This window comes from Streptomyces brevispora (assembly GCF_007829885.1).
Classification (GTDB): domain Bacteria; phylum Actinomycetota; class Actinomycetes; order Streptomycetales; family Streptomycetaceae; genus Streptomyces; species Streptomyces brevispora.
This window is the reverse complement of record NZ_VIWW01000001.1, coordinates 765,766-792,634: the sequence shown is the minus strand read 5'-3', so window position 1 is coordinate 792,634 and position 26,869 is coordinate 765,766. Positions and strand designations below refer to the sequence as shown.

25 protein-coding genes are annotated in these 26,869 nt (G+C 71.4%); 17 read left to right on the top strand and 8 right to left on the bottom strand.

Translation table 11 applies throughout. From position 1 onward, the window contains the following. Positions 1–240 precede the first annotated feature (240 nt). Positions 241–783 (top strand): hypothetical protein, encoded by a 543-nt coding sequence (locus FHX80_RS03715; protein ID WP_145762802.1) that lies wholly within the window; start codon positions 241–243, stop codon positions 781–783. A 267-nt stretch (positions 784–1,050) separates the two neighbouring features. On the opposite strand, the gene FHX80_RS03710 is transcribed toward FHX80_RS03715, so the two are convergent. Together FHX80_RS03710 and FHX80_RS03705 are read right to left on the bottom strand one after the other, a co-directional pair. Further along, positions 1,051–1,428 carry a hypothetical protein gene (locus FHX80_RS03710; protein WP_145762801.1) on the bottom strand — a complete coding sequence of 126 codons (378 nt, stop codon included), beginning with the start codon at positions 1,426–1,428 and terminating at the stop codon, positions 1,051–1,053. A 39-nt stretch (positions 1,429–1,467) separates the two neighbouring features. After that, positions 1,468–2,346, bottom strand: coding sequence for a winged helix-turn-helix transcriptional regulator (locus tag FHX80_RS03705; protein WP_145762800.1), 879 nt, complete (start codon positions 2,344–2,346; stop codon positions 1,468–1,470). A 252-nt stretch (positions 2,347–2,598) separates the two neighbouring features. Between FHX80_RS03705 and dapD the strand changes: the two genes are divergently transcribed. Next, positions 2,599–3,588: a 2,3,4,5-tetrahydropyridine-2,6-dicarboxylate N-succinyltransferase gene (dapD, locus tag FHX80_RS03700; protein ID WP_145762799.1), complete on the top strand. Its 990-nt coding sequence runs from the start codon at positions 2,599–2,601 to the stop codon at positions 3,586–3,588. 11 nt (positions 3,589–3,599) lie between these two features. Here dapD and dapA read toward each other — a convergent pair whose 3' ends face one another. Next, entirely contained in the window at positions 3,600–4,493 is an 894-nt protein-coding gene (gene dapA / locus FHX80_RS03695) for a 4-hydroxy-tetrahydrodipicolinate synthase (RefSeq protein ID WP_145762798.1), read from the bottom strand. Positions 4,494–4,794: 301 nt separating this feature from the next. On the opposite strand from dapA, the gene FHX80_RS03690 reads away from it, so the two are divergent. Beyond that, on the top strand, positions 4,795–5,304 hold the full coding sequence (locus tag FHX80_RS03690; RefSeq protein ID WP_341874004.1) for a DUF4232 domain-containing protein: 510 nt from the start codon (positions 4,795–4,797) through the stop codon (positions 5,302–5,304). A 58-nt stretch (positions 5,305–5,362) separates the two neighbouring features. Here the strand turns inward: FHX80_RS03690 and FHX80_RS03685 are convergent, their stop codons facing one another. Beyond that, the gene (locus FHX80_RS03685) at positions 5,363–6,481 is read right to left on the bottom strand and encodes a lipid II:glycine glycyltransferase FemX (RefSeq protein WP_145762797.1); all 1,119 of its coding nucleotides are present in this window, start codon (positions 6,479–6,481) and stop codon (positions 5,363–5,365) included. A 147-nt stretch (positions 6,482–6,628) separates the two neighbouring features. Between FHX80_RS03685 and FHX80_RS03680 the strand changes: the two genes are divergently transcribed. The 4 genes from FHX80_RS03680 to FHX80_RS35420 all read left to right on the top strand — a co-directional run bounded on the left by FHX80_RS03680 (position 6,629) and on the right by FHX80_RS35420 (position 11,374). Further along, entirely contained in the window at positions 6,629–7,345 is a 717-nt protein-coding gene (locus tag FHX80_RS03680; protein ID WP_145762796.1) for an antibiotic biosynthesis monooxygenase, read from the top strand. A gap of 177 nt (positions 7,346–7,522) precedes the next feature. Next, complete coding sequence (locus tag FHX80_RS03675) at positions 7,523–9,037, top strand: hypothetical protein (RefSeq protein WP_145762795.1); 1,515 nt, start codon at positions 7,523–7,525, stop codon at positions 9,035–9,037. Between the two features lie 266 nt (positions 9,038–9,303). Further along, positions 9,304–10,791, top strand: a complete 1,488-nt coding sequence (locus FHX80_RS03670; protein WP_145762794.1) for an alkaline phosphatase PhoX — start codon at positions 9,304–9,306, stop codon at positions 10,789–10,791. 352 nt (positions 10,792–11,143) lie between these two features. After that, the gene (locus tag FHX80_RS35420) at positions 11,144–11,374 is read left to right on the top strand and encodes a hypothetical protein (protein WP_037711258.1); all 231 of its coding nucleotides are present in this window, start codon (positions 11,144–11,146) and stop codon (positions 11,372–11,374) included. Between the two features lie 142 nt (positions 11,375–11,516). Here FHX80_RS35420 and FHX80_RS03665 read toward each other — a convergent pair whose 3' ends face one another. The 3 genes from FHX80_RS03665 to FHX80_RS03655 form a co-directional block, all read right to left on the bottom strand. Further along, the gene (locus tag FHX80_RS03665) at positions 11,517–12,716 is read right to left on the bottom strand and encodes a TerD family protein (RefSeq protein ID WP_208764573.1); all 1,200 of its coding nucleotides are present in this window, start codon (positions 12,714–12,716) and stop codon (positions 11,517–11,519) included. A gap of 101 nt (positions 12,717–12,817) precedes the next feature. Next, entirely contained in the window at positions 12,818–13,036 is a 219-nt protein-coding gene (locus FHX80_RS03660; RefSeq protein ID WP_145762793.1) for a hypothetical protein, read from the bottom strand. Positions 13,037–13,089: 53 nt separating this feature from the next. Further along, positions 13,090–13,899 carry an NAD-dependent epimerase/dehydratase family protein gene (locus FHX80_RS03655; protein WP_145762792.1) on the bottom strand — a complete coding sequence of 270 codons (810 nt, stop codon included), beginning with the start codon at positions 13,897–13,899 and terminating at the stop codon, positions 13,090–13,092. 331 nt (positions 13,900–14,230) lie between these two features. Between FHX80_RS03655 and FHX80_RS03650 the strand changes: the two genes are divergently transcribed. Then, the gene (locus FHX80_RS03650) at positions 14,231–15,196 is read left to right on the top strand and encodes a 5-dehydro-4-deoxyglucarate dehydratase (RefSeq protein ID WP_145762791.1); all 966 of its coding nucleotides are present in this window, start codon (positions 14,231–14,233) and stop codon (positions 15,194–15,196) included. Next, positions 15,193–16,371: a hypothetical protein gene (locus tag FHX80_RS03645; RefSeq protein ID WP_145762790.1), complete on the top strand. Its 1,179-nt coding sequence runs from the start codon at positions 15,193–15,195 to the stop codon at positions 16,369–16,371. The genes FHX80_RS03650 and FHX80_RS03645 overlap by 4 nt, the downstream gene beginning before the upstream one ends. Here the strand turns inward: FHX80_RS03645 and FHX80_RS03640 are convergent. Then, positions 16,354–17,589, bottom strand: a complete 1,236-nt coding sequence (locus FHX80_RS03640; RefSeq protein WP_145762789.1) for an MFS transporter — start codon at positions 17,587–17,589, stop codon at positions 16,354–16,356. The genes FHX80_RS03645 and FHX80_RS03640 overlap by 18 nt on opposite strands. A 262-nt stretch (positions 17,590–17,851) precedes the next feature. On the opposite strand from FHX80_RS03640, the gene FHX80_RS03635 reads away from it, so the two are divergent. From FHX80_RS03635 to FHX80_RS03600, 8 genes are all read left to right on the top strand, one after another. Continuing rightward, positions 17,852–18,508, top strand: a complete 657-nt coding sequence (locus tag FHX80_RS03635) for a GntR family transcriptional regulator (RefSeq protein WP_145762788.1) — start codon at positions 17,852–17,854, stop codon at positions 18,506–18,508. 32 nt (positions 18,509–18,540) lie between these two features. After that, on the top strand, positions 18,541–19,443 hold the full coding sequence (locus FHX80_RS03630; protein WP_145762787.1) for a dihydrodipicolinate synthase family protein: 903 nt from the start codon (positions 18,541–18,543) through the stop codon (positions 19,441–19,443). Beyond that, complete coding sequence (gene araD / locus FHX80_RS03625; RefSeq protein WP_145762786.1) at positions 19,440–21,176, top strand: L-arabinonate dehydratase; 1,737 nt, start codon at positions 19,440–19,442, stop codon at positions 21,174–21,176. The genes FHX80_RS03630 and araD overlap by 4 nt, the downstream gene beginning before the upstream one ends. 232 nt (positions 21,177–21,408) lie before the next feature. Next, positions 21,409–22,338, top strand: coding sequence for a carbohydrate ABC transporter permease (locus FHX80_RS03620; RefSeq protein ID WP_145762785.1), 930 nt, complete (start codon positions 21,409–21,411; stop codon positions 22,336–22,338). Then, positions 22,335–23,255 (top strand): carbohydrate ABC transporter permease, encoded by a 921-nt coding sequence (locus tag FHX80_RS03615; protein ID WP_145762784.1) that lies wholly within the window; start codon positions 22,335–22,337, stop codon positions 23,253–23,255. The genes FHX80_RS03620 and FHX80_RS03615 overlap by 4 nt, the downstream gene beginning before the upstream one ends. A gap of 14 nt (positions 23,256–23,269) precedes the next feature. After that, positions 23,270–24,442, top strand: coding sequence for a Gfo/Idh/MocA family protein (locus FHX80_RS03610; RefSeq protein WP_425281672.1), 1,173 nt, complete (start codon positions 23,270–23,272; stop codon positions 24,440–24,442). Then, complete coding sequence (locus FHX80_RS03605) at positions 24,439–25,266, top strand: DUF6807 domain-containing protein (protein WP_145762782.1); 828 nt, start codon at positions 24,439–24,441, stop codon at positions 25,264–25,266. Before FHX80_RS03610 ends, FHX80_RS03605 begins: the two co-directional genes overlap by 4 nt. A 162-nt stretch (positions 25,267–25,428) precedes the next feature. Then, the gene (locus FHX80_RS03600; protein WP_145762781.1) at positions 25,429–26,763 is read left to right on the top strand and encodes an ABC transporter substrate-binding protein; all 1,335 of its coding nucleotides are present in this window, start codon (positions 25,429–25,431) and stop codon (positions 26,761–26,763) included. The last annotated feature ends 106 nt before the right edge of the window (positions 26,764–26,869 follow it).

Sequence of the window (26,869 nt, the reverse complement as noted above, 5' to 3'; positions counted from 1 at the left end):
ACGGCAGCGCGCGGCCGTGCGCTGTCAGTAACCCGTCCAGGGCGCCCCGGCCGGACGCCTCGTCAGGCGTGTTTGGCGCACCGGTAATGACGGGCGCGGTGGTGGTGGGCGGCCAGGCGTGCGCCCGCTCACTCATGGCTGCCGCGGAAGCTGGTGTCACTCGTTCAGCGGCTGCCCCCTCATCAGGGAATTCCTACCGTGGCAGAGACACATCGCATCTGCCTAGATCCAGGAGGAACCATGCCGACCATGCGTACCGGCCTCACCGCCGTCGCAGTGGCTGCATTGTTTGTGGGCGCCACGACCGCGGTAGCCGCGCAGCCGGACGCCGCTACTGCCGCCCCCACACGACCGACGGCAGGGGTCGGACACCTGCACGCCCAGGTCGACCTGCCTGCCGGTGGTGCCTGGACCAGCACTCCCCTGGAGGTCACGCTCCCCGGCCCAGGCACCTACGAGCTCAACGCAGATGTCCGCGGCCGTCTCTCAGGTGTCCCCCCGATCAACACGTTCATCACCGCGCGGCTGTGGAACGTCACGTCCGGCACAGCCGTGCCGGAGAGCGAGCGGCTCGTCAACCAGATCATCGACGTCAACGCGGGCAACAAGGAGACGGGTGGCAACCAGACCGCACCGATCAGTGAGCTGATCCGAGTGAAGAAGTCGACGAAGATCCGGCTGCAGGCCCAGCGGATCGACGCCACGGGGGCGGCGACCGTCAGTCAGATCTACTCCGATATCCGCGGCTACACCTCCCTCCGCTTCGAGCGGATCGGCAACTGACGGAGCCGTTCCGCCGAGAGAGATGTGTGGCCCCGCCCCCAGGTCGGCTTGATTTCCCGGGGGCGGGGCCACGCCTTGTCCGGGGCGTGGAACGGTGCTCGACGCGCTCCCACCGGCAACGACCGGCGGATGTCCGTCGAAGGCCTCGCTTGGAAGTGCCTAACCTGCTCGCCTTGGCGGGACCTGCCCGAGGAGTTCGGCTGGTTCCGGTGCCAGGGCACACTCCACCTTGCCGCCATCCTCATCCGGGCACGGCGACAGTCCCGTTCAGCGATCGACCACCCAACGCGCGTCCGCAGGCCAGGATCCCGTGCGAACGATGTGCTCCACGAGCCTGAACGCCGCAACGATGGGGACGGTGTCCTGATCCGGGTACTCGTCGTCCTGGCCGTTGGAGAGGACGAACCCGTCGCTCGACCCCTGAGCCCCGGGGTCCACGGCATGCTCGCCGGGATCGCTCTCGTCTTCGAGCAGCATCACCACCGCGCGCCCGGTATTCGTCACGAAGGCCACCGACCGTCCGGACGAGCTGGTCAGCCACGTCTCGAGCTGTCCGCTGTCGATCCTCGACCGAAGAGCCTCCAGCACCACCCCGGACGACACAGGGACGGGGCTGTCGTCATTGATCACCCAGGACTCGATCACGGGCACGACGATCTCACGGACGGATCCAAGAGGCAGTCCCTAGCCCGCCGAGGCCCGGACCGCCGCGAGTGCCGCCCGCACGCTCTGCTCGATGTCGGTGATCGGGTACAGCGCCTCGCGGACCGTGCGGTCCCGGTCCACCACCAGCGTCAGCCGCTTCAGCCGGCTGATCCCCGCGGCCCGGAACGTCGGCAGCCGCAGTGCCGCCGTCAGCTCCAGCCCGGCGTCCGACAGGAGCGGGAAGCGCAGCCGCTCCGCCTCCGCGAACGCCCGCTGCTCGTCCGGGCGTTGGGTGGAGACGCCGTGCACCGTCGCACCCGCCGCCGTGAACTCGGCCAACTGGTCGCGGTAGGTGCACGATTCGAGGGTGCAGCCCCGCGCGCCGGGGATCGCGGCCCAGCCCGGCGGATAGGACTCCTGGCGGGCGTAGGCGCCGGGGAAGAAGTACAGGACGGTGTACGGGGTGTCGGCGACCGGGTCGTGCTGCCCACCGGTGTGGAACGGCAGGCTCAGCTCGGGCACCCGGGTGCCCACCAGCGCGTGCACCCGTGCGGCCTCGTGCGAGGACTCCTGCGTGGTCGCCACCGTCGTTCCGTCTCCCGTCACCCAGGCGTCGCCCCAGTCCTGGAGCGCGATCAGCACCGGCAGCAGGGCGCGGCCGCGCGGGGTCAGCCGGTACTCGTACCGGGCGGGCCGCTCCTGGTAGGGCTCCCGGGACAGCACATCCGCGTCGACCAGCAGCCGCAGCCGCTCGGTCAGGACCTTTCGGGACACGCCCAGTTCGTGCTGGAGCGCGTCGAATCGGTGCACCCCGCGCGCCGCGTCCCGCACGATCAGCAGGGTCCACCAGTCGCCGACCACGTCGAGCGCCTGGGCGATCGCGCAGTCGGCGTCGGCCAGGCTGGTGCGCTGGGGCATGCAGTTCCTCCGTCACGTCGGACGGCCATTCAACTGGATTGACCTGCGGAAGGCATGCTGCCACAGTCCGTTCCCAAAGGGAACTATGAGGGTGTGCGTTCGAGGGAGGGGGAGTTGCGGGGCGCGCCGCGCAGGGGGTGCGGCTCGCTGGACTTCGCCGGTCGGACCCAGGCCCCGCCGGCGGCCGGGCCGCGACGCCCGGACGCTGAGACCGGTTCGCCGGGGCGGCCCCCGGCCGGTTAGGTTCTGGTCATGACCGACACGACTTCCACCCGTACCACCGGCGCCGTCGCCGCCGGCCTCGCCACCATCGCCGGCGACGGTTCCGTTCTCGACACCTGGTTCCCCGCACCCGAGCTCACCGCCGAGCCCGGCCCGGCCGGAACCGAGCGGCTCACCCCCGACCGCGCCGTCAACCTGCTCGGTGAGGGCGCCGCCAAGGCCATCGGGGTGGACGCCCGCCGCGGGGTCGAGGTCGTCGCCGTCCGTACGGTCATCGCCTCGCTCGACGACAAGCCCCTCGACGCGCACGACGCGTACCTGCGGTTGCACCTGCTCTCGCACCGCCTCGTCCAGCCGCACGGACAGAACCTGGACGGCGTCTTCGGCCTCCTCACCAACGTGGCCTGGACCTCGCTCGGCCCGGTCGCCGTCGACGACCTGGAGAAGGTGCGGTTGAACGCCCGCGCCGAGGGCCTGCACCTCCAGGTCACCTCGGTCGACAAGTTCCCGCGCATGACGGACTACGTCGCGCCGAAGGGTGTCCGGATCGCCGACGCCGACCGGGTGCGGCTCGGCGCGCACCTCGCCTCCGGTACCACCGTCATGCACGAGGGCTTCGTCAACTTCAACGCGGGCACCCTGGGCACCTCCATGGTCGAGGGCCGGATCTCCGCGGGCGTCGTCGTCGGCAACGGCTCCGACATCGGCGGCGGGGCCTCGACCATGGGCACCCTCTCCGGCGGCGGCAAGGAGCGCATCGTGATCGGTGAGCGCTGCCTGGTCGGCGCGGAGGCCGGTGTCGGGATCGCGCTGGGCGACGAATGCGTCGTCGAGGCCGGTCTCTACGTCACCGCGGGTACCCGGGTCACCCTGCCGGACGGCCAGGTCGTCAAGGCGCGCGAGCTCTCCGGCGCCTCGAACATCCTCTTCCGCCGCAACTCGGTGACCGGGACCGTCGAGGCCCGCCCGAACAACGCGGTCTGGGACGGCCTCAACGACGTCCTGCACAGCAACGACTGAGACCACCCGGTCTAACAGGCGTCCAGCAGTTCCGCGTACGCCCTTCGCAGCCCGTCGGCCGCCTCGCGCCCGGCGGGCTGCAGCGGTTCCCGGACCGGGCCCGCGTCCAGCAGGGCCTTCGCCGTCACCGTGCCGGGCAGCCCGGACGCCATCATCAGCTCGACGAGCGGCGCCAGGAGCCCGTTCAGCCGCGCCGCCCCGGCGGTGTCCCCGGCGTCGAACGCGTCCAGCACGGCCCGCAGTTGACGGGGCGCCGCGTTGGCGACGGTACTGACGTAGCCCGCGCCGCCCACCGCGTACAGCGGCAGATTCAGCTCCTCGCAGCCCGAGTAGTACGCGAGCGACGTGGCGGCGATCACCCTCGTCGCGCCCATCAGGTCCTGCGAACAGTCCTTCACCGCCACGACGCGCGGGTGCTCCGCCAGTCGCAGCACCGTCTCCGGTTCGATGCGGGTGCCGGTGCGGCCGGGGATGTCGTACAGCATCAGCGGGAGGCCGGTCGCGTCGGCGACCCGCAGGAGGTGCGCCTCGACGGCGGCCTGCGGCGGCCGGCTGTAGTACGGGGCCACGACCAGCAGGCCGTCGGCGCCCGCCCGTTCCGCCTGCCGGGCCAGCTCCACGGTGTGCCGGGTGTCGGCAGTGCCGACACCCGCCACCACCGACACCTCCGCGCCGACCGCTTCGCGCACCGCGCGCAGCAGCGCGGCCTTCTCGGCGTCCGAGGTGGTCGGGGACTCCCCGGTGGTGCCGCTGAGCACCAGGCCGTCGCAGCCGCCCGAGACCAGAGCGGCGGCGTGCTCGGCGGCCGCGTCCGGATCGAGGCCGCCGTCGGCGGTGAACGGGGTGATCATGGCGCAAAGGGTGCGGCCGAAGGGGCGTGGGCGGGGCGGAGCGAGAGGCGTCATGTCCGAAGTGTCCGCCCATACAACCGTGAAGGTCCACTTAGTTCTTCTCCGGCCGAAGGTGAAGGAACTCTCAACAATCTCCTTGCTCTGGCATGATCGGCCGCACATCGCGGCGGGTCGGCCTGGGGGCGTAAGCATGGGCGTGCGGGTACTGATGGGGACAGGGACACGCGGACCGGTCTCGGCGGCCCTGATCATGGCCGGAACGCTCACCCTGTCCGGGTGCGCGGGCTTCCTCGTTCCGGCGGGGGAGGGAGAAGCGGTCCCGAGCCCGTCGCACACGGCCTCCGAGGGTGGGCGCGTGATCGCACCGTCCCCCCTGGACATCGCGTCCGGATCCGCCGAACTCCCGAAGGCGCCCGTCACCCCGACCCCCGTACCCTCCGCCACCGGCTGCCCGGACTCGGGCCTCGTCGTGGACATGGGCCCCGTGGAGGCCGCCCTCGGCCACCGCGCCGTCGGGCTCACCCTGACCAACTGCGGCAGCAAGCCCACCCGGGTCCACGGCTACCCCTCGGTTCAGGCCATCGACGAGAACGGCGACGCGCTGCCGGTGAAGGTGAACCCGGGCTCGTCGTACTTCGACAACGACAAGGGCCCCGAAGAGGTCATGCTGGCCCCCGGGAAGACCATGCGGTCGCTCCTCGTCTGGGTCTCCACCCCGACCGGCGGTGACCTGATCGAGGGCGACGCACTGGAGATCGCCCCGGCGCCCGGCCTGGAGGTACGCACCTTCCCGCTGGAGGGCAGCGACGTACGGCTGCTCGACGAGTTCAACATGACGGGCTGGCGTACCTTGTCGCCCGAGTGACGCGGGGCCGCCGGTCAGGCAGCCCGCCAGTCAGGCAGTCCGCCCGCCCGGCGGGACGTCAGCGGCGGGACATGTACAGGCCGAAGGCCTTGTGCAGCAGCTTGTTGACCGGGTAGTCCCACTCGCCGATGTACTCGGCGGCCCGGCCGCCGGTGCCCGCCTTGAAACGCAGCAGGCCGATCAGATGGTTGCTCTCGTCGAGGGTGTCGGTGATGCCGCGCAGGTCGTAGACGGCCGCGCCCCGTTCGTGCGCGTCGCTCATCATCCGCCACTGGATCGCGTTGTTGGGCTGTACCTCACGCCTGCGGCTCGTGGAGGCCCCGTACGAGTACCAGACATGGGTGCCGACCGTCAGCATCGTCGCCGCGGAGAGGACCTCCCCGTCGTGGTGGGCGAGATAGAGCCGCATCCGTTCGGGATCCTCCGCGCGCAGCGCCGTCCACATGCGCTGGAAGTAGACGAGCGGACGGGGGATGAAGCGGTCCCGCTCGGCCGTCTCGCGGTACAGCTCGTAGAACGCCGGGAGATCGTCGTGGCCGCCCTCGACCACCTTGACGCCCGCCTTCTCCGCCTTCTTGATGTTGCGCCGCCACTGCTGGTTCAGCCCGCCGCGGATCTCCTCCAGCGACCGCCCGGCGAACGGCACCTGGAAGACGTACCGGGGCTGTCCGGCGCTGAAGCCGTCCGTGCCGCCGTCCTCGCCCTGCTGCCAGCCCAGCCGGCGCAGCTGGGCCACCAGCTCTGCGGCCCCCGGCTCGCTCACGTCCGGCTCGACGTCCCGCAGCCGGCGTGCGGCCGGATCGGGGATGGCGTCCTTGACGGTCTGCGCCTCCCAGCGGCGGGCGATCACCGGCGGGCCCATCCGTACCGTGAACGCGCCCCGCGCCTTGACATGGGCCACCAGTGGATCCAGCCAGGGCCGCAGATCGCCCTCGTGCCAGGGGATGACCGGGCCCTCCGGCAGATACGCCAGATACCGCTTCACCCGGGGGATCGGCCGGTACAGGACCAGTGCGGCGCCGACGACCTTCCCGGCCTCGAACCAGCCGATGCTCTCCGCACGCCAGTCGGGCTTCACCTCGCCCCACGACGGGACCTGCATATGGCTCGCGGAACCCCGGCCGGCGACAAACGCCAGGTGCTGTTCGCGCGTGATGCCCTCGACCCGCAGGGACATGCGGTACTCCGTTCGTCGGCCGATCGTTGTCCGATTCGTCAGCCTAACGACGACAGGGCGGGCCGTAGTTGACCTCAAGCGCGCTTGACGTAACAGGGTGGCTGTCACGGGCGCACCGCAAGCGGGGCGCCGGTGAGGGGAGCAGCCATGAGCGTGGAATTCGTGTCCCGGCCCGATTTCACCCGAGCGGACGCGGGGATCGTCAAGACCGGCACCTGGGACGTCGGCACGCCGGAGCGGCAGCGGCGGACCGTCGGGGCCATCCCGGACGCGTGGGCCGGCCGGGAGTGGCCGCAGCCGGGCCCGCTCTCGTACACCGTCCACGAGGCGGAGGACGGGAAGACGTTCTTCCCCTACGCGCGGTGGAAGGACCAGGAGAGCTACCGGGCGTACGCCCGCGGCGGCCGGGACGCGCGCAACGACGGTGTCGACGCGGCCGTGCCGGGGATCGAGCGGCTCGGGCCGCATACGTACGAGCTCTACCGCTCCGCGTCGCTCGGCGGGCCGGACGCGCGGGAGCCGGGGTGCGTCGTGATCGTCGATGTCGAGTTCGAGGGGGCGGACAGGGCCCGTCAACGTGACTGGGTGGACGCCGTGTTCGAGGCACTCGGGACGGACCCGGCACCCGCGCCGGGCGGCATCGGCGGGCACTTCCACGTGAGCACCGACGGAACCCGGGTACTCAATTACGCGCAATGGGTGAGCGCACAGGCCCATGCCGACGCGCTCGCCGGTCACGGGAACGGGGTCGGGTCGTGGACACCGCAGTGGGAGCGGGTACAGAACCATCCCGGAACGACCGGCGGCGGTGTGCACCGCTACACCCCCGCGCTCAGTCTGCGACCGGGGGTTCAGGGGCGGTAATCGCGCATGCGCGTCGGACCGTTGCCGGGGCTTCGCGGGCGGACGACGGCCGTCCCGCCCGGGTACCGGGCGGCGTGGGCGGAAATGCGTCTACGCTTGGGCCGCCTGTCCCCGTACGCGCCCGGAGCCACGGCCCCGGCGACACGTACGCCCCGTACATTCCGAGGAGACCCCCTGATGTCCGCAGAGCGCCCCACCCTGCCGCCGGTACGGCTGCACACCGAGGCCGAGCTGGCACGGGACGCGCTTGCCGCGCCGCTGCTCGCCCGTGCCGTCCGGCTCGCCCGCTGGGCCGGGCCCGGCACCAGGGTGGGCGCCGGCGGCGAACTCGTCGACGCGCAGCTGCCCGCGGCGGCCGAGCACCTCGGCCTCACCGCGGACGAGGACGGTGCGGCGGAGGCCAGCGAGGCCTGGCGGCTCGCGGTCGACACCGGGCTCGTCGAGGTCGAGGACCCGTCGGTGGACGAGGAGGCGGAGCCGGGGACGCGGGACGTCACCGGTGAAGAGCCGGAGGACGGCTTCGGCGAGGAGCCGGAGGGCACCGTCACCGCGGGCGAGAACCTGGCGCTGCTGACCGGTGGATCACCGCAGGACGTCCTGGCGATCTGGCTCGACGGCCTGGAGGCCGCCCACGCCGATGCCACCGCCCCCTTCTTCGACGACTTCGCCGATCTCGTCGGCGAGGACGGTTCGATCGATTTCGACGCCCTGGACTGGGACCCGGAGGCCGAGGCCGAATTCCTCGACGGGGTGCTCGGCAACCTCTACCTGCTCACCGTCAGCGACGGCGACGTGGGCGACGCGCCCGTACCGTTGCCCGCCCTCGCCGCGTCGATGATCGTGCCCGACGACATGGGTGAGCCCACCGACGACATCCTGGAGCAGGTGTCGGAGGCGATGATGCGCCTCGACGACCAGTTCCGGGTCCTGGAGCCCATCGGCATCGTCGAGTACCAGCCGGTGGACGAGGCGCTGCTGGCCGAGGAGGGCGAGAACGCCACCCCGCCCGCCGACGACGAGGACGTCACCCGGTACGGAATGGTGAAGCTGACCCCGCTCGGCCTCTACGGCATCCGGGCCAGGATGCTGGACGCGGGAGTGGACGCCCCGGCGATCGGGGACCTCGCGGACAAGGGCGCCGATGTGCTCCTCGGCGGCATCGCGTACTACCCCGAGGAGGCGGCCCGCAGTGAGGTCGGGCTGTGGCTCGCCCGGCGCGGCGTCGGCGGGGCGGCCGGTGAGCTCCTGGACGCCGCGCGCGGCGAGGACCCGCAGGCGCCGCTGCGCCGGCTGCACTGCCAGCAGGCGCTCGCCCTGGTCGGTGCGGAGGCCGAGCCCGCCGTGCGCGCCGTGCTCGACGACGCGGAGCTGGGCGGTCTCGCCCGGGTCTGGCTCGCGGAGCTGGGCGCCGCCGACGTGCCCGCGCCGCCGGAGTCGATGATCTTCTGGCTCGCCGTCGACACGATCGCGGCGCAGCTGGAGGCGGACGGCGATCTGGACGAGCTCCAGGGCCTGGTCGAGGGGCTGTCCGGCCAGCACAGCGGTTTCTTCGACGAGGTGTGGCGGGTGAACCACCCGGCGACGGCGGACGTCCTTGAGGCGATGGGCCGGCTGCACGGGGACAAGAAGCTCGCGAAGGACGCCCGCAAGGCCGCCTTCAAGGCCCGGTCCCGGAGCGGCTCGGACAGCTGAGGCGGCTTGGGCAGCTGGGACGGGCTTGCGCAGTTGGGGCGGGCTTGCGCAGCTGGGGCGGCTTGGGTGGCCGAGGCGGCTCGGGCAGCTGGGACCGGTGGCGGTGGAGTGACGGTGGCGGTGGGGTGGCGGGGCCGGGCTGCCCCGCCACCGGGGAAGTTCACGGAACGCATTCCCTGGAAGTCGTCCTCAGTTCAACCGGTGTTGGCGACGGCGCGGGACGGTGATCCCGCCAACAACCGCCCCAGCTGCACCAGGAGTACGTGATGGCCTTCACGCGCAGGGAATTCACCAGACAGTCCGCCCTCACCGGTGCCGGCATCGCCCTCACCGGAACCGTCGCCGCGCTGGCCACCGCGCCCGGCGCCCTCGCCGCCGGGGACTCGAAGCACGGCCACGACGACCACGGCCACGACGACCACGGCAACGGCCACGACGGTCACGGACACAGCCACGAGCCCGGCTACGGGGCGCTGCTCCCCGACCCGAAGGGCATAGTCGCGCTGCCCGCCGGATTCTCGTACAAGATCATCACCCACAGCGGTGTCACCAAGCTGGAGAGCGGCGAGTTCACCCCCTCCAACCATGACGGCACGGCCGCCTTCGAGGGCGCTCGCGGCGTCACCCTGCTGGTGAACAACCACGAGCTGGCCGGCACCCGCCCCGACTGGGAGCACCCGGTCCCGCTCACCGACGGCCTCGTCTACGACGCGGTCGCGGCCGGCGGCTGCACCGTCGTGGAGACCCGCCGCGACGGCCGCACCGCCGAATGGGTCGGCATCGCCGGCACCTCCACCAACTGCGCCGGTGGCGCCACCCCGTGGGGCACCTGGCTCACCTGCGAGGAGACCGAGGACAGGGCCGGCAAGAACGGTCTGCTCAAGGACCACGGCTACGTCTTCGAGGTCGACCCGTCCGACAGGCGCGCCAACCGCGACCCGCGACCCATCAAGGCGTTCGGCCGGTACGCGCACGAGGCCGTCGTCATCGACCCCAAGCAGGGCCACGCCTACCTCACCGAGGACGCGTCCGGCCCCAACGGACTGCTCTACCGCTGGGTCCCGCCGCACGGCTTCAAGCACGGCCGCGGCAAGCTGCGCACGCTCGCAGCGGACGCCGGTGTCCTTCAGGCCACCAAGTGCTTCGACCGGAGCGGCAAGTTCGTCGACGACCTCTCGCGCGCCACGAAGATCGGCACGGTCTACGGCGTGGACTGGGTCGACGTCCCCGACCGTGACGCCAGGACCGTCTCGGTGCGCAAGCAGTTCGGCGACCAGGAAGTCACCCGGGCCCGCAAGCTCGAAGGCATGTGGTGGGGCGACGGCGGCGCCTACATCGTCTCCTCGTTCGCCCGTGCCGAGAGCCCCGTCCAGCACGACGGCCAGGTCTGGTTCTACGACCCGAAGCGCCGCACACTGACGCTGAAGGTGCTTCTCGGCATCAACGCCGCCCCCTCCGAGGACGGCGCCTTCGACGGCCCGGACAACATCACCGTCTCGCCGTACGGCGGCCTGGTGATCGCCGAGGACGGCGAGGGCGTCCAGCACCTGTTCGGGGCCACCGAGAGCGGCCGCACCTACCCCATCGCGCGCAATGAGCTGAACGCCGGAACCGCGCAGAAGCCGGAGTACAGCGAGTTCACCGGAGTCACGTTCTCGCCCGACGGGAAGACGCTCTACGCCAACATCCAGACGCCGGGGATCATGCTGGCCATCACCGGCCCGTGGAAGCGTCACTCCCGACGCGAGCAGTAGCCCCTACGCGCGGATCCGGGCCGCCCCTTTGTGCCGGTGCCATCCGGAAGGGGGGCATGGGTCCGCGGCGGCGGCCCGTGCGGGGCCCGCGAAGCCGGACTCCGAGGGGGCGGGGTCCGGTGCGGGTCCTCGTACGGGGCCGGTGCACCGCAGCGGGCACGCCTCTTCGAAAAGCGATAACCGCCACACCTTCGAGGTCTTCCGGACGCCGTGCTTCGGGGCGGTGCCCTTGCCGGAAGCGGGCCGGGAGGCCGGCCGGCGGCGGAATCGCTGATTACGAATCCGGCATCAGTGGGGCCCCAGGAGCGGTCGGGCATGGCGTCGGGCGTTCCCAGGGCGCATACTCAAGGTAATGAAACAGTCAGCCGGATCCCGGCGTCACCTGCCTTCCAGTCCCTTCAACCGCCCGGCCCAGGCGGCCCCACCGGTCGAATTGTTCGATGTGGGCGACAGGGTGTCGCACGACCAGTTCGGACTCGGCCGAGTCCTTGCTGTCGAGGGCGACAACGACGCAGTGCTCATCGACTTCTCGGGGCGACAGGGGAGGATCCTGAGCCCGTACTCCAAGCTGACCAAGCTCTGAGAGAAGCGACGAGCACGCGCCGCGTCCGCCGTATCCGTCGTATCCCTCTCGCAGACGGCCTTCAGGGGCACCCGCAACCAGCCGGGTGCCCCTGAAGCCGTTGGGCCTGTGGCCGCTCCAGCTGAGGCCGGCGCGCCTGTGGCTAGAGTGACTGGGCGGCGGGCTTGACCATGCCCCGGACGGTGCGTGACTTCACGAAGTCGCCGACCGCGGTCATCTCCCACTCGCCGGAGAACTGCTTGATCAGCTTGGCCATGATCACGCCGGTCTGCGGTTCGGCGCTCGTCAGGTCGAAGCGGACCAGCTCGTCGCCGGTGGCCGCGTCGATCAGCCGGCAGTAGGCCTTGGCCACCTCGGTGAACTTCTGGCCGGTGAATGAGTTGACCGTGAAGACCAGACCGGTCGCCTCCGCCGGAATCCGGCCCAGATCGACGACGATCACCTCGTCGTCCCCGACGCCCTCGCCCGTGAGGTTGTCGCCCGAGTGCTTGATGGCGCCGTTCAGGATGGAGAGCTTGCCGAAGTAGCAGCTGTCCAGATGGTTGCGGTTCGGGCCGTAGGCGATCACCGACGCGTCCAGGTCGATGTCCTTGCCCCGGAACGCGGGCTCCCAGCCGAGGCCCATCTTGACCTGGGAGAGCAGCGGCCGGCCGCCCTTGACCAGCGACACCGTCTGGTTCTTCCGCAGGCTGACCCGGCCCTTGTCCAGGTTGATCCGGCCGGTAGCCGGGGGCACCGGAGCCGCGGCGGGCGGGGCCGGCGGGGTGGCCGGCGCGGCGGCGGAGATCCGCGGGGCGGCGGCGGGCACCGGGGGTGCCACCGGGGCGGGAGCGGCGGCGGGCTTCTCGACCGAGACGCCGAAGTCGGTGGCGATGCCGGCCAGCCCGTCGGCATAGCCCTGGCCCACCGCGCGGGCCTTCCAGGCGCCGCCCCGCAGATAGATCTCCATGACCACGAGCGCGGTCTCGGTACCGAGCCGGGGCGGGGTGAAGGTGGCGAGCACACTGCCGTCGTCCGCGTTGCGCAGGGTGGCGGTGGGCTCGACGCCCTGGAAGGTCTGGCCCGCTCCGTCCGGGCTCGCCGTGACGACGATCTTCTCGATGCCGGTCGGCACCGCGGCGGTGTCCACCACGATCGCGTCAGGTGCGGTGCCGCCGCCGGAGCGGTAGGTCACACCGGGGCCCGTGGGCTGGTTGTAGAAGATGAAATCGTCGTCGGAGCGCACCTTGCCGTCGACGGTGAGCAGCAGGCCCGATACGTCGAGCCGCACCGGAGCGGCGACGTCCACCGCCACGCGGGGGGCGGAGAGAGGGATGTTCGAGCCGGGTGTCATAGCGGTCATGCACGGGGTAACGAATGACCCGGCTTTGCCGTTCCCTTACCTTTGGGCAGCTTCGCCCGTACGGCGGCAGTGGCGGATCTGAGCGGTTATGTCGGCTCATTTCAACGGTTTCTGGGGTGGTTGCGGGCGGCGCGCTCGTTGCCGTGCTTGTACGCCCCGGTCCAGCGGGCCATGACCAGCTGGACGTCACCCGCCCCCACCTCCGCCAGGAACTTCTCCGCCCGGCCGCCGCGCAGGGTGCCCGCGGGGCGGCCGTGGTGGGTGATGGTGACGCTGTCGTCGCCGTGCCGCTCGTACCGGAATCCGGAAGGTCTGGCCATGCCCGGCATCCTGCCCGACGCGGCACGGTGCGAGCGCGGGGATTTCGCCGTGCTCAGTGCGGCCAGATCGGCGGGTTGGTGCAGAAGTGGCCGCCGAGGTGGGCGTGGTCCGGGTTGTCCGGGTCGAGTTCGCCCTGCTCGGCGATGAGCTTCGCCGCGTACGGCTCCGAGTCGTCCTTCGGCTCGTAGCCGAGCGAGCGCGCCGAGGTCAGGTCCCACCACAGCCGGGTGTTGTCCGACGAGCCGTGGATGACGGTGTGCCCCACGTTCTCGGCGCTGAGCGCGGCGTCGAAGAGCCGGGCGCCGTCCGCGGGGCTCATCCAGACCGAGAGCATCCGTACGGATGTGGGCTCGGGGAAGCAGGAGCCGATGCGCACGGAGACCGTCTCCAGGCCGTGCCGGTCCCAGTAGAGCTGGGCGAGATCCTCGCCGAAGGACTTGGAGAGGCCGTAGAAGCTGTCCGGGCGGTGCGGGGTCTCGACCGGGATCAACGGGTCGCCGGGGAGCGGGCGGGGGGTGAATCCGACGGCGTGGTTGGAGGAGGCGAAGACGATCCGGCGCACGCCCTCCGCGAGCGCTGCCTCGTAGAGGTTGTGGGTGCCCTCGATGTTCGCCCGGAGAATCTTGTCGAACGAGGCTTCCAGCGAGATCCCCGCGAGGTGGATGATCGCGTCGACGCCCCGCACGGCCTCGCGCAGCGCCTCCTTGTCCCCGAGGTCGGCGGTGATCGCGTCCGGTTCGCCCTCGACGGGGACCAGGTCGAAGAGGCGGAGCTCGTAGCCGTGGGCGGGCAGCAGTCCGCGCATCAGCGTGCCGAGGCCGCCGGCGGCGCCGGTGAGCAGGACGGTGCGGGGAGCGGGCATACGCGGATCTCCTCGGTACTTGCGCGCGGGGGGCACGCGCGACGCGGTCGCGTCGTACGTGCGGAACGTACGCGCAACCCGTCAAATCCATGGATGGCATTCACATGCATGGACAAGCTAAGAAGTGATGCGCCATCGCGTCAAGTGCCGCGCGCGTCTTGTGCGTCGATCGCGCGGAGTGCCGAACTCCGTCTCGGCCGGATCGCGGCGATCCAACCGGTTGCGGGTCCTCGTCTTGACCTGCGCCGAGCGGCTGGCTTAGCGTGAGTGCGTTCATGAATATGGACGCCAATCAGAATTGTGCACGCCTGAACCTGCTCAGGGAGCGCCCGTGACCTCAGCCCCACTTGCCGCCCGACTCACCGCTGTCGCCGGGCCGCTCTTCTTCCCCGTCACCGCCTACGGACCCGACGGCTCCGTCGACCTCGATGTCTTCCGCGCGCATGTGCGCAAGGGCGTCGATGCCGGTGCGGCGGCCGTGTTCGCCTGCTGCGGCACGGGTGAGTTCCATGCCCTGACGCCCGATGAGTTCCGCCTCGTCGTCGCCGCGGCCGTCGAGGAGACCGCCGGTCAGGTGCCCGTCGTGGCGGGCGCCGGATACGGCACCGCCCTCGCGGTCCAGTTCGCGAAGCTCGCCGAGGAGGCGGGCGCGGACGGGCTCCTCGCCATGCCTCCGTACCTGGTCGTGGCCGACCAGGAGGGGCTGCTGGCCCACTACACGGCACTCGCGGCCGCCACCGGCCTGGAGACGATTGTCTACCAGCGCGACAACGCCGTCTTCACCCCCCGGACCGTGGTCGCCCTGGCCCGGACGCCGGGCATCATCGGCCTCAAGGACGGCTACGGCGACCTCGACCTGATGCAGCGCATCGTCAGCGCCGTCCGCACCGCCCTGCCCGGCCGGGACTTCCTGTACTTCAACGGGCTGCCCACCGCCGAGCTCACCGGCCTCGCCTACCGGGGCATCGGCGTCGCGCTCTACTCCTCCGCCGTCTTCGCCTTCGCACCCGATATCGCCCTGGCCTTCTACCGGGCCCTCGAATCCGGCGACGACGACCTCGTCAACGGGCTCCTGGACCACTTCTACCGGCCGCTCGTCGAACTGCGCGCCAAGGGCCGCGGCTACGCGGTCTCCCTGGTCAAGGCGGCCGTCCGGCTCCAGGGCCTGGACGTCGGCGAGGTGCGCAGCCCGCTCACCGAGCCGCCGGCCGCGCACATCAAGGAGCTGACCGAGATCATCGCGAGCGGCCGCGCGCTGCTGGAGCGGAGCGGCGACGACACCGGGGAGCGCGGGTGAGGACCTCCGCCTTCCTGTACCCCTGGGACGTCGTCGGGGACCCGGACGCGGCAGCCCGCGTCGCGGACCTCGGCGTCCAGCAGGTGACGCTCGCCTCCGCCTACCACTCCACCCGGGCGCTGACCCCGCGTCACCCCGGCCACCGCATCGTCACGGCCGAGCACGCCGCGGTGCTCTACCCGCCGGACCCGGCACGGTGGGCGGGGCGGCGGCTGCGTCCCCACCCGCAGTCCTGGGTGGCCTCGGACGACCCCTACGCGGAGGCCGCGCAGGCCCTGGCCGGTGCGGGTCTCCAGGTGCACAGCTGGGTGGTCCTCGCGCACAACTCCCGGCTGGGCGCCGAGCACCCGGACACCTCCGTGGTCAACGCCTACGGCGACCGCTACCCGTGGGCCCCCTGCATCGCACAGCCCGCGGTCCGCGCCCACCTGGTGGACCTGGCGGCGGAGGCGGCGGTGCGCGACGGCACGCACGGCACCGAGCTGGAGTCCTGCGGCTGGTACGGCTTCGCGCATCTGCACGCCCACGACAAGATCGCGGGCGTCGGCCTCGGTGACGCGGCGCAGTACCTGATGTCGCTCTGCTTCTGCCCCGACTGCCGGACCGGGTACGCCGCGCAGGGCCTGGACGCCGACGAGCTGAGCCGGGCGGTACGCCGCGCGCTGGAGCCGGCCTGGTCCGGTCCCGGCTCCCCGGAGGCCGGCTGGTCCGGCGTCGGGAAGCTGCTCGGTGCCGGCCTCGCCGCCGCCACCCTCCAGTGGCGCGCCGAGGTGGCCCGCGGGCTCCAGGAGTCGGTGGTCGCCGCCGTGCGGGCGGCCGCCGCACCGGACTTCCAGGTGCTGCTGCACGCCGACCCCGCGCCGTACCGCTCCGGTGCGAACGTGGGCGTCGACCCGGAGCACATCCTGTCCGTGGCGGACGGCGTCGTGCTGCCCTGTACCGGCGCCGACGCGGCGCGCGAGGCCGTGCTCGGCCCGTTCACCGGCCGCTCCGGTGTGCTCGCGGCCAACCTCACCGTGGTGCGGGGGATGGGCGGCAGCCCCGACACCCTGGAGCGCGACGCCGAGCACGCGGCCTCGCTGGGCGCGAACCAACTGCGCCTGTACCACGCCGGGCTGGCCTCCGGCCCGGACCTGGAAGCCGTCGCCGAAGCGCTCTCACGCCTCGGCCGATGAGGGGCGCGGGCCGGCGGGGGAGCGCGTCGGCGCCCCTCGCCGGCCCGTCACCAGGACCACCGCGGCCGCCAGCGCCACCGCGCCCACCAGCGGCAGCAGCACCCGCACGTCCACCAGCGCGACCAGCCCCGCGCCGAGCGCCAGCGCCACCGCGTTGGGCGCCATCATCAGCGTGTTGGCGGTCGCGGCCGTGCGGCCCAGCAGCGCGTCCGGGGTCTCCCGCTGTACCGCCGTCATCGCGGCGATCAGCACGCACGGCAGCCCGGCCCCGATCAGCCCGCACGCCACCAGTGCCACCGCGTCGTACGGCACCGCCCGCAGGCCCACCGCCACCGCGAACACGGCGATGCCCGCCGCCGTGAACACCCGTTCCGGCAGCCGCCGCAGCAGCGGCCCGGCCAGCAGCCCGATGGCGACCGACCCGATGCCCTGCGCCGCGGAGAGCACACCCGCGTACGCGGGGGAGTGGCCGAGCGTCTTGTCGATGACGGCGTACAGCGTCGCCCCGTTGAGCCCGGCGCACAGCATCGTGACCGATCCGGCGAGCACCAGCGGCCGCAGCACCTCGGACCCCCACACCTGACGCATCCCGGCGCCCCGGCCGCCCTCCGGGTCCCCGGCCGCCGCCGGCTCCGGCCCCCGTACCCGCAGCAGCCCGTAGAGCCCGGCGGCCAGCGCGAAGGAGACCGCGTCCAGCAGGGCCACCGAGGCGCCACCGAAGCGCGCGCAGAGCGCCGCGCCGGTGAGCGGGGCCACCAGCTTCATGCCCTCGTTCGCCGTCATCCGCAGCCCGTTGAAGTCCCCCAGCAGCCGGGCGTCCACGGCCCGCGCGACCAGCGCCGACTCCGCCGCGTCCATCAGCACGGAACTCGTCCCGTACAGCACGAGCACCGCGAACAGGAGCCAGATCCGCCCCGCCGAGTCCACCGCGGTCAGCGTGGTCAGCAGCAGGGCCATCACGACGTTCGCCCCGACCAGCAGCGGCTGCCTGGGCAACCGGTCGGTCAACGCCCCGAGAGCCGGACCGAAGAGCACCGGCAGCCAGACGGTGAACAGGGCGAGCGCCGCCAGACTGTCCGAGCCGGTCAGCGACTTGACCCAGATCCCGGCCGCCGGCGACATCGCCGAGCTGCCGAATCCGGAGACGACGACCGCGGCCAGGAACAGCCCCGCCGTCCGGTCCCGCAGTACCCGCCCCGTTGCCGACCCTGTCGTCATGCCCGCCGAACCTCCCTGACCTGCGCTTCCGTTATGCGGTCAGGCTGGCCGGTAAGGCCGTTGCGGGGCATCGGGAAGACGCCGTACGCCACCCGGCGGGGGCGGCCCGGTGCCGCGATCCGTGTACGGCACATGTCGTAGCCCGGTGAAATTCCTCTGTCAGAAGCGTTGACGCGGCACGCACGGCGCCTTAGCTTCATCGCGTCGTACTTCGTACGTCATATATGAGACGCGATACGCGAGATGTGAGAGCCCTTCACCCATGACCTTTGCGCCCACCCCGATTCCGTCCCGCACCCAGTACGTGCTGGAGGCGATCAAGCACGCGATCCTCACGGCGCAGCTGAGACCAGGGCAGGCGCTCGTCGAGACCGAGCTCGCCGCACAGTTCGGGGTCTCCAAGACCCCCGTCCGCGAGGCGCTCAAGACCCTCGCCGGTACCGGACTGGTCGTCATGAGCCAGTACAAGGGCGCGATCGTGCGGCTGGTCGACGCGACCATGGCCAGGGAGGTGTACGACGTGCGGCTGCTGCTCGAACCGGAGGCGCTGCGCCGCTCCATCACCCGCAAGGCCTCGCTCGACGAGGCCCAGGAGGCCCTGGAACGGGCCGACTCGGCCGGCGACAAGGCGGACAGGTCGCTCGCCAACCGGGACTTCCACCGGGCGCTCTACCTGTCCTGCGGCAACCCGCTGCTGGCGCGGATGCTCGACGAGGTCCGCGACCAGGCGGCCCTCGTGTCGACCGTCGCCTGGGCGGCCGTCCCGTCCTGGGAGCGGGAGGCGGCCGAGCACCGCGAGATCCTGCGGCTCGCGCTCGCCGACGACGCGGACGCGGCCGCCGGGGCCCTGCACGACCACATCGCGTCGTTCGTCCGCCGCGCGTTCCCCGACGACGAAGACGGGGGCGGCGCGGCGTGAACCACCAGCACATCGATGAAAGGCCTGTCCGTATGGACCTCGCACCGCTGAAGGCGGCCCTCGCAGACGTCGTGGCGATCCCCGTGACGCCGTTCGCCACGGACGGCACCATCGACACGGCGGCGCACCGCGCCCTGCTGCGACGGCTGCTCGACGGCGGCGTACGCATCCTCACCCCGAACGGCAACACCGGTGAGTTCTACGCGCTCACCCCCGAGGAGCGGCGCGCCGTCACCGAGCTGACCATCGACGAGGCGGGCGGCCGCGCCGCGATCCTGGCCGGGGTCGGGCACGACGTGCCGACCGCCGTCGCCGCGGCCGAGCACGCCCGGGACGCCGGGGCCGAGATGGTGATGGTCCACCAGCCCGTCCACCCTTACGTCTCGCAGGACGGCTGGATCGACTACCACCGGGCCATCGCCGGGGCCGTTCCCGGACTCGGCGTCGTGCCCTACATCCGCAACCCGCACCTGGACGGGGAGTGCCTGGCCGCGCTCGCCGACAGCTGCCCCAACGTCATCGGCGTCAAGTACGCCGTCCCGGACGCCGCCCGCTTCGCCGCCTTCGCCCGGGACGCGGGTCTTGACCGGTTCGTCTGGATCGCCGGCCTCGCCGAGCTGTACGCCCCCTCGTACTTCTCCGCCGGCGCCACCGGATTCACCTCCGGCCTCGTCAACGTCGCCCCCGGTGTCTCACTGGCCATGCTGGAGGCGCTGCGGGCCGGCGACCACCCGGCCGCGATGAAGGTCTGGGAGCGGATCCGCCGATTCGAGGAGCTGCGCGCCGACCGGCAGTCCGCCGACAACGTGACAGTCGTCAAGGAGGCCCTGGCCTCGCTCGGCCTGTGCGGCCGCGATGTGCGCCCGCCCAGCCGGGTGCTGCCCGAGCCGCGGCGCGCCGAGGTCGCCGACCAGGTCGCGGGGTGGTCCATATGACCCCCGAGGCCGGCCGCATCACCTCCCAGGAGCTGCGCAGCCACCAGTGGTACGGCACGGACGGACTGCGCTCCTTCAGCCACCGCGCCCGCACCCGCCAGCTCGGCTACCTCCCCGAGGAGCACCTCGGCAAGCCGGTCATCGCGATCCTCAACACCTGGTCCGACATCAACCCCTGCCACGTCCATCTGCGCGACCGCGCACAGGCGGTCAAGCGGGGCGTCTGGCAGGCGGGCGGCTTCCCGCTCGAATTCCCCGTCTCCACGCTCTCGGAGACGTTCCAGAAGCCGACCCCGATGCTCTACCGCAACATGCTGGCGATGGAGACGGAGGAGCTGCTGCGCTCCTACCCCGTCGACGGCGCGGTGCTGCTGGGCGGCTGCGACAAGTCGACGCCCGCACTGCTGATGGGCGCCGCCTCCGTCGACCTGCCGGCCGTCTTCGTGCCGGCCGGGCCGATGCTGCCGGGGCACTGGCGCAACGAAGTCCTCGGCTCCGGCACCGACATGTGGAAGTACTGGGACGACAAGCGGGCCGGACTCATCGGCGACTGCGAGATGGCCGAACTGGAGAGCGGGCTCGCCCGCTCTCCCGGCCACTGCATGACGATGGGCACCGCCTCCACGCTGACGGCCGCGGCCGAGGCACTCGGCGTCACCGTCCCCGGCGCCTCCTCCATCCCGGCCGTCGACTCCGGCCACGACCGGATGGCCGCACAGTCGGGACTGGCGATCGTCGAACTGGTCTGGCGACAAAGGAAGTTGTCGGACATCCTCACGGCGCAGGCGTACGAGGACGCCGTCGCCACGGTCCTCGCGCTCGGCGGCTCCACCAACGCCGTCATCCACCTCATCGCGATGGCGGGCCGCTCCGGGATCAAGCTCACCCTCGACGACTTCGACCGCATCGCCCGCACCGTCCCGGTGCTGGCCAATCTCCGCCCCGGCGGGAAGTACCTCATGGAGGACTTCCACTTCGCCGGCGGGCTGCCCGGATTCCTGGCCCGGCTCACCGACGTACTGCACCTGGACCGGCCCACCGTCGCGCACGACACCCTGCGCGAACAGCTCGACGGCGCGCTGGTGCACAACAGCGACGTCATCCGGGAACGCGACAACCCCCTCGCCGACGAGGGTGGCGTGGCGGTGCTGCGCGGCAACCTCTGCCCGGACGGAGCGGTCATCAAGCACATCGCCGCCGAACCGCACCTGCTGCGCCACACGGGTCCCGCGGTCGTCTTCGACGACTACCAGGAGATGCAGCGCACCATCAACGACCCGGCCGCGGCCCTCACCCCGGACCATGTGCTGGTGCTCCGCAACGCCGGCCCCAAGGGCGGCCCCGGCATGCCCGAGTACGGCATGCTCCCGATCCCCGACTACCTGCTGAAGCAGGGTGTACGGGACATGGTGCGGCTCTCCGACGCCCGGATGAGCGGCACCAGTTACGGGGCCTGCGTGCTCCACATCGCACCCGAGTCCCATGTCGGCGGCCCCCTCGCCCTCGTCCGCACCGGTGACCTGATCACCCTGGACGTCGAGGCGCGCCTGCTCCATCTCGACGTACCGGAGGAGGAGCTGTCGCGGCGCAGGGCCGAGTGGACGCCGCCCGCCAACCGGTACGAGCGCGGATACGGGGCGCTCTACCAGGACCAGATCACCCAGGCCGACACCGGCTGCGACTTCGCCTTCCTGGCCCGGCCGGGAGAAGTGCCCGACCCGTACGCCGGCTGAACGGCCCACCGGAATTCCGCGCACCGCGTTGTTCGGCAGGTCGAACGCCATGCGGCAAGCGCTTGCGCACTACACGCATCGCACCACCCCGCACCACCGAGCACCACCCCGCACCACCGAGCACGACCCGGCACCACCGAGCACGACCCCGCACCAGCGAGTGCCACAGCGCCACCGAGTGCCACCCCGCAGCATCCCGCACCCCCAGTACCTGAGAGAACGGAGACGTGTCATGGCCCAAGCCGCCGCTGTGGCCACACCGCCCAAGGTGCCCAGGCGCCGCTCCGCGAACCCACGCCGGCTCCCGTATCTGCTGATCGCCCCCGCGGGGCTGCTGATGCTGGGCTTCATCGCCTACCCGGTGGCCGGCGTCTTCTACTACAGCCTGCAGAACTACAACGTCACCAAGCCGTGGCGGAACGGCTTCGCGGGCCTCGACAACTTCACCCGGATCTTCACCGAGGACGACCAGTTCTGGACCACGCTGGGCTTCAGCGCCCAGTGGGTGGTCACCCAGGTCGCGCTCCAGCTCACCCTCGGACTCGCCCTCGCCCTGATCGTCAACCAGACCTTCATCGGCCGCGGCATCTCCCGCGCCATGGTCTTCTCGCCGTGGGCCGTGTCCGGCGTGCTGACCAGCACCATCTGGATCCTGCTCTACAACTCCTCGACCGGCTTCAGCCGTTACCTCGCGGACGCCGGGATCGGCGACTACGGCACCTCCGTGCTCTCCGACACCGGAACCGTCTTCTGGGCCGCGACCGTCGCCGAACTCTGGCGCGGGGTCCCCTTCTTCGCCATCCTCATCCTCGCCGACCTGCAGTCCGTCTCCAAGGAGCTGTACGAGGCGGCGTCCGTCGACGGCGCCGGGCGGCTGCGCCAGTTCTTCCACATCACGCTGCCGCACCTGCGGGACGCGATCGTCCTCGCCACCCTGCTGCGCGGCGTCTGGGAGTTCAACAACGTCGACCTGCTCTACACCCTCACCGGAGGCGGACCGGCGGGCGAGACCACCACCCTGCCGCTCTACGTCGCCAACACCGGCATCGACGGCCACGACTTCGGATACGCCTCCGCGCTCACCACCGTCGCCTTCGTGATCCTCCTCCTCTGCTCGATCGTCTATCTGCGCCTGAGCAAGTTCGGAGGCGACCACAAGTGACTGCCGCACTGGCCGAGAAGAACGGCACCGACTCCGCACACCCGCCCGCGCCGCACACCCGCCCGCCCGCCGCGCGCCGGCGCCGCGAACCGGGCCGCGAGCGCGCCTTCGACGAGGTGCCGCGCTGGCAGATCTACGTACCGCTCGGCATCTACCTGGTCTTCACCCTCATCCCGTTCTACTGGATGCTCCTCTTCGCCGTGCGCCCCGCCGGGTCCACCTCGCTGGTGCCGTGGCCGATGACCGGGGAGCACTTCTCCAAAGTCTGGAACGAGCGCAGCTTCGCCGTCTTCTTCCAGAACAGCATGATCGTCGGGGTCTGCACCCTGATCAGCACCACGCTCGTCGCACTGGCCGGCGGCTACGCCCTCGCCCGGTTCAACTTCAAGATCAAGAACGCCTTCATGCTGGCGCTGCTCTGCTCGCAGTTCATCCCGGGCGCGCTGATGCTCGTACCGCTCTTCGAGATCTTCAAGAACCTCCGGATGATCAACTCCCTGGGGAGCGTGGTCATCGCCGAGACGGTCTTCCAGCTGCCGCTGTCGATCATCCTGATCAGCGGATTCATCAAGAACGTGCCCGTCTCGCTGGAGGAGGCCGCCTGGGTGGACGGCTGCTCGCGCCTGCGTGCCTTCTGCGCGGTGGTGCTGCCGCTGCTGCGCCCGGGGCTGATCGCCGTCGGCTCGTTCGCCTTCGTGCACAGCTGGAACCACTTCCTGTTCGCCCTGATGTTCCTCAGCGAGCAGGACAAGCAGACGATCCCGGTGGGCCTGAACACCCTGATCGGCGCGGACAGCGTCGATCTGGGGGCGCTCGCCGCGGGCGGTGTGATCGCCGCGGTCCCCGTGGTGATCGTCTTCGCCTTCATCCAGAAATGGCTGATCACCGGCTTCAGCGCCGGCGCCGTGAAGGGCTGACACGCATGGGCCTCATGAACACGCACACCACCCCGCTGCCGATCGTCCTCGCGGGCGCCCGCGGCCACGGGCGCCGACACCTCGACAACATCCGCCGCCTCCAGGACCAGGGCCTCGTCCGGCTCGCCGGAGTCTGCGAACTCAACCCGCTCGACGCAAGCGAACTCGCCGCCTTCGCCGGTGAACTCCCCCAGCAGTCAGTCGACTTCGGGGCACTCCTGGACTCCACCGGGGCCCGCGCCGCCGTCATCTGCACCCCCATCCAGACCCATACCGAACTGGCGCTCACCGCCGCCGGACGCGGCGTCCACCTCCTGCTGGAGAAACCGCCCGCCGCGACCCGGTCCGATTTCGAGCGGATCCTGACCGGGGTACGGAACGCCGGCATCGCCTGCCAGGTGGGCTTCCAGTCCCTCGGCTCGCACGCCGTGCCCGCCATCCGCGAACTCGTCCGCACCGGCGCCATCGGCACCGTCCGGGGCTACGGGGCCGCGGGCGCCTGGGTCCGCGACGACATCTACTACCGGCGGGCGCCCTGGGCCGGACGGCGGCGGATCGGCGACACCGACGTGGTCGACGGGGCGCTGACCAACCCGCTCGCGCACGCCGTCGCCACCGCCCTCGAACTCGCCGGCAGCGGAGCGGCACAGGACATCGCCGGAGTCGAGACCGAGCTCTTCCGCGCCCACGACATCGAGGCGGACGACACCTCCTGCGTACGCATCACCACCACGTCCGGGCTGCCGGTCACCGTCGCCGTCACGCTCTGCGCCGAACAGGCCGGGGAACCCTATGTGATCGTCCACGGCGACCGCGGCCGGATCACCTTCTGGTACAAGCAGGACCGGGTCCTCGTCCAGCGCGCCGGACACGGCCCCCAGGAGACCCTGCACGGACGCACCGACCTCCTGGAGAACCTCGTCGACCACCTGACGCACGGCACGGCGCTGCTGGTACCGCCGCACCGCACCGGTGCGTTCATGCGGGTCGTCGAAGCCGTACGGAACGCCCCCGAACCGCTCGCCCTGCCGTCCGGCGCCTGGCACACCGCACCCGCGACCACCGGCGGCACCCGCCGGGTGGTGCGCGGCATCGACGCGGCCGTCGCGGCGGGCGCCGAAACCCTCAGGCTCTTCTCCGAACTCGGCGTCCCCTGGGCGCTCCCCACAGAGGTGAGTTCATCGTGACGACCACCGCACTCCTGAGCTGCGCCGGCCGCCCGGTCGGCCGCTACACCTACCTCCCCGCCCCTGGCGGCCGCCCCTATCTGCACCCGGTCACCACCCTCGGCGGCACCCCGGTCACCGAGGAGCACCCGGCCGACCACCTCCACCACCTGGGCACCTCCGTCGCCGTGCCCGACGTGGCGGGGCACAACTTCTGGGGCGGCCGCACCTTCGTCCGCGACCAGGGCCCCACCGCGCTCGACAACCACGGGGTCCAGCGCCACCTCGGCTGGAAGCTCCGCGACCCGGACGGGTTCGTCGAGGAGCTCAGCTGGGAGGCCGGCGACACCGAGCTGCTGCGGGAGCACCGCACCGTCGCCGTCGCCGAACTCTCCGCCACCGCGTGGGCGCTGGACTTCTCCTTCTCGCTCACCAACCGCGGCAGCTCGGACCTGTCGATCGGCAGCCCCGCCACCAACGGCAGGCCGGGCGCCGGATACGGCGGCTTCTTCTGGCGCGCCCCCAAGGAGCCCTCGGCGCCCACCGTGTTCAGCGGCTTCGGGGACGGCGAGGAGGCAGTGCACGGGCGCGCCGCCGACTGGGTCGCGATGGGCGGCGACGGCTGGACCCTGGTGTTCGCGGGGGCGACCGAGGAGACCCGGCAGGACCCGTGGTTCGTGCGGACCACCGAGTACCCCGGCGTCGGCTCGTCCCTCGCCGCCGCCCACCGGCTTCCCGTCCCGGCCGGTGCCACCGTCGTACGCCGGGTCGTCACCGTCATCGCCGACGGCGGCCTCGACCGGGCGGCGGCGGCCGCCTACGTGCGCCGGGCGGTGACCGCGTGAGCGCTGCGCAGGACACGGCCCGCTCCACCGGACCGCGCACCACCGACTGACCCGCGTACCCCCGGGGCCGGTCCGCGGGACGACAGCTGGACCGGCGCCGGAGACCACCGAACCCCCCACTCATGCGTACGAACCGAGAGAACCGAGAGAGAAGAGCCGACCATGAATATCTCGAAGACGCAGCGGGGGCGTGCCGCGGCGGCCGTGTCCGTCGCGGCGGTACTCGCCCTGACCGCCACCGCCTGCGGTGACGACGGCACCCAGAGCGGCACCGAGGGCAGCGGCAAGGGCGACATCACCTTCTGGGACAACAACGGCGGTCCACGCACCGCCATCTGGACCGAGATCATCAAGGACTTCGAGAAGAAGAACCCGGGCATCAAGGTCAAGTACGTGCCGATCCCGATCACCGACGTGCAGTCCAAGTACGACACGGCCATCGCGGGCGGCGGACTGCCGGACGTGGGCGGCGTGGGCACGGCCTACCTCGCCAACATGGTCGCGCAGGAGGCCCTCGAGCCGCTCACCGACCGGATCAAGGACTCCGCGCTGAAGGGCAGGCTCGTCGAGGGCATGGTCGAGAGCGTCAAGGACGCGGGCGGCCGGGGCGACGACATGTACACGGTGCCGACCTCCGCGAACAACGGCGCGATCTGGTACCGCACTGACCTGTTCAAGGCCGCGGGCCTCGACGCACCCACCACCTGGGCCGACTTCTACAAGGCGGCCGACAGGCTCACCGACAGCAAGAAGAACAAGTTCGGCTACACCATCCGCGGCGGCGCGGGCTCCATCGCCCAGGCCATGGACGCGGCGTACGGCCAGTCCGGCATCACGGAGTTCTGGAACGGCGACAAAACGACCCTCAACGACCCGAAGAACGTCGCCGCGCTGGAGAAGTACGTCGCGCTCTACAAGAAGGCGACGCCCGCGGCCGACCTCAACAACGACTTCACCAAGATGGTCGCCCAGTGGGACACCGGCACCATCGGGATGCTCAGTCACAACCTCGGCTCCTACCAGGACCACCTGAAGGCACTGGGCAAGGAGAAGTTCGCCGGGATCCCCAACCCGGTCGGCGACGGGGGCACCCGGGTCCAGGTCTCCAACCCGGTCGACGGTCTCGGTCTGTTCCGGTCGAGCAAGAACAAGACGGCCGCCTGGAAGTTCATCGAGTTCGCCGCCTCGCACGCGTCGAACAGCAAGTGGAACGAGTCCGCGGGCGCCATCCCGGCCAACACCGAGGCCGCCAAGGATCCGTGGATCAGTGAGACCGCGCCGACCGAGCTCGCCGCGAAGGCCCTCACCGACGGTTCCACCAAGATCGTGCAGCTGCCGTACTACCTGCCCGACTGGAACAACATCAGCAAGGCGGACAACGAGCCGGAGTTCCAGAAGCTGCTGCTCGGCAAGGTCACGACCAAGGCCTTCCTGGACAAGATCGCCGACGAGCTGAACAAGGCCCAGGCGGAGTGGAAGAGGATCGGCAACGGCTGACCGGTGGTCGGGCCGGCACCCCGGTGACCGAGTGGATCACCCGGCCGCCGGCCTGACCGCTTCACAGCTCCACCGCACGAATCCGTCACCCACCGACTCACCCCCG

What these genes read in the sequence shown, in the direction of transcription:
- FHX80_RS03715 (WP_145762802.1), top strand. Translation starts at nt 241, where the DNA reads ATGCCGACCATGCGTACCGGCCTCACCGCCGTCGCAGTGGCTGCATTG.
- FHX80_RS03705 (WP_145762800.1), bottom strand. Translation starts at nt 2,346, where the DNA reads ATGCCCCAGCGCACCAGCCTGGCCGACGCCGACTGCGCGATCGCCCAG.
- dapD (WP_145762799.1), top strand. Translation starts at nt 2,599, where the DNA reads ATGACCGACACGACTTCCACCCGTACCACCGGCGCCGTCGCCGCCGGC.
- dapA (WP_145762798.1), bottom strand. Translation starts at nt 4,493, where the DNA reads ATGACGCCTCTCGCTCCGCCCCGCCCACGCCCCTTCGGCCGCACCCTT.
- FHX80_RS03685 (WP_145762797.1), bottom strand. Translation starts at nt 6,481, where the DNA reads ATGTCCCTGCGGGTCGAGGGCATCACGCGCGAACAGCACCTGGCGTTT.
- FHX80_RS03680 (WP_145762796.1), top strand. Translation starts at nt 6,629, where the DNA reads ATGAGCGTGGAATTCGTGTCCCGGCCCGATTTCACCCGAGCGGACGCG.
- FHX80_RS03675 (WP_145762795.1), top strand. Translation starts at nt 7,523, where the DNA reads ATGTCCGCAGAGCGCCCCACCCTGCCGCCGGTACGGCTGCACACCGAG.
- FHX80_RS03670 (WP_145762794.1), top strand. Translation starts at nt 9,304, where the DNA reads ATGGCCTTCACGCGCAGGGAATTCACCAGACAGTCCGCCCTCACCGGT.
- FHX80_RS35420 (WP_037711258.1), top strand. Translation starts at nt 11,144, where the DNA reads ATGAAACAGTCAGCCGGATCCCGGCGTCACCTGCCTTCCAGTCCCTTC.
- FHX80_RS03665 (WP_208764573.1), bottom strand. Translation starts at nt 12,716, where the DNA reads ATGACCGCTATGACACCCGGCTCGAACATCCCTCTCTCCGCCCCCCGC.
- FHX80_RS03660 (WP_145762793.1), bottom strand. Translation starts at nt 13,036, where the DNA reads ATGGCCAGACCTTCCGGATTCCGGTACGAGCGGCACGGCGACGACAGC.
- FHX80_RS03655 (WP_145762792.1), bottom strand. Translation starts at nt 13,899, where the DNA reads ATGCCCGCTCCCCGCACCGTCCTGCTCACCGGCGCCGCCGGCGGCCTC.
- FHX80_RS03640 (WP_145762789.1), bottom strand. Translation starts at nt 17,589, where the DNA reads ATGACGACAGGGTCGGCAACGGGGCGGGTACTGCGGGACCGGACGGCG.
- FHX80_RS03635 (WP_145762788.1), top strand. Translation starts at nt 17,852, where the DNA reads ATGACCTTTGCGCCCACCCCGATTCCGTCCCGCACCCAGTACGTGCTG.
- FHX80_RS03630 (WP_145762787.1), top strand. Translation starts at nt 18,541, where the DNA reads ATGGACCTCGCACCGCTGAAGGCGGCCCTCGCAGACGTCGTGGCGATC.
- araD (WP_145762786.1), top strand. Translation starts at nt 19,440, where the DNA reads ATGACCCCCGAGGCCGGCCGCATCACCTCCCAGGAGCTGCGCAGCCAC.
- FHX80_RS03620 (WP_145762785.1), top strand. Translation starts at nt 21,409, where the DNA reads ATGGCCCAAGCCGCCGCTGTGGCCACACCGCCCAAGGTGCCCAGGCGC.
- FHX80_RS03610 (WP_425281672.1), top strand. Translation starts at nt 23,270, where the DNA reads ATGAACACGCACACCACCCCGCTGCCGATCGTCCTCGCGGGCGCCCGC.
- FHX80_RS03600 (WP_145762781.1), top strand. Translation starts at nt 25,429, where the DNA reads ATGAATATCTCGAAGACGCAGCGGGGGCGTGCCGCGGCGGCCGTGTCC.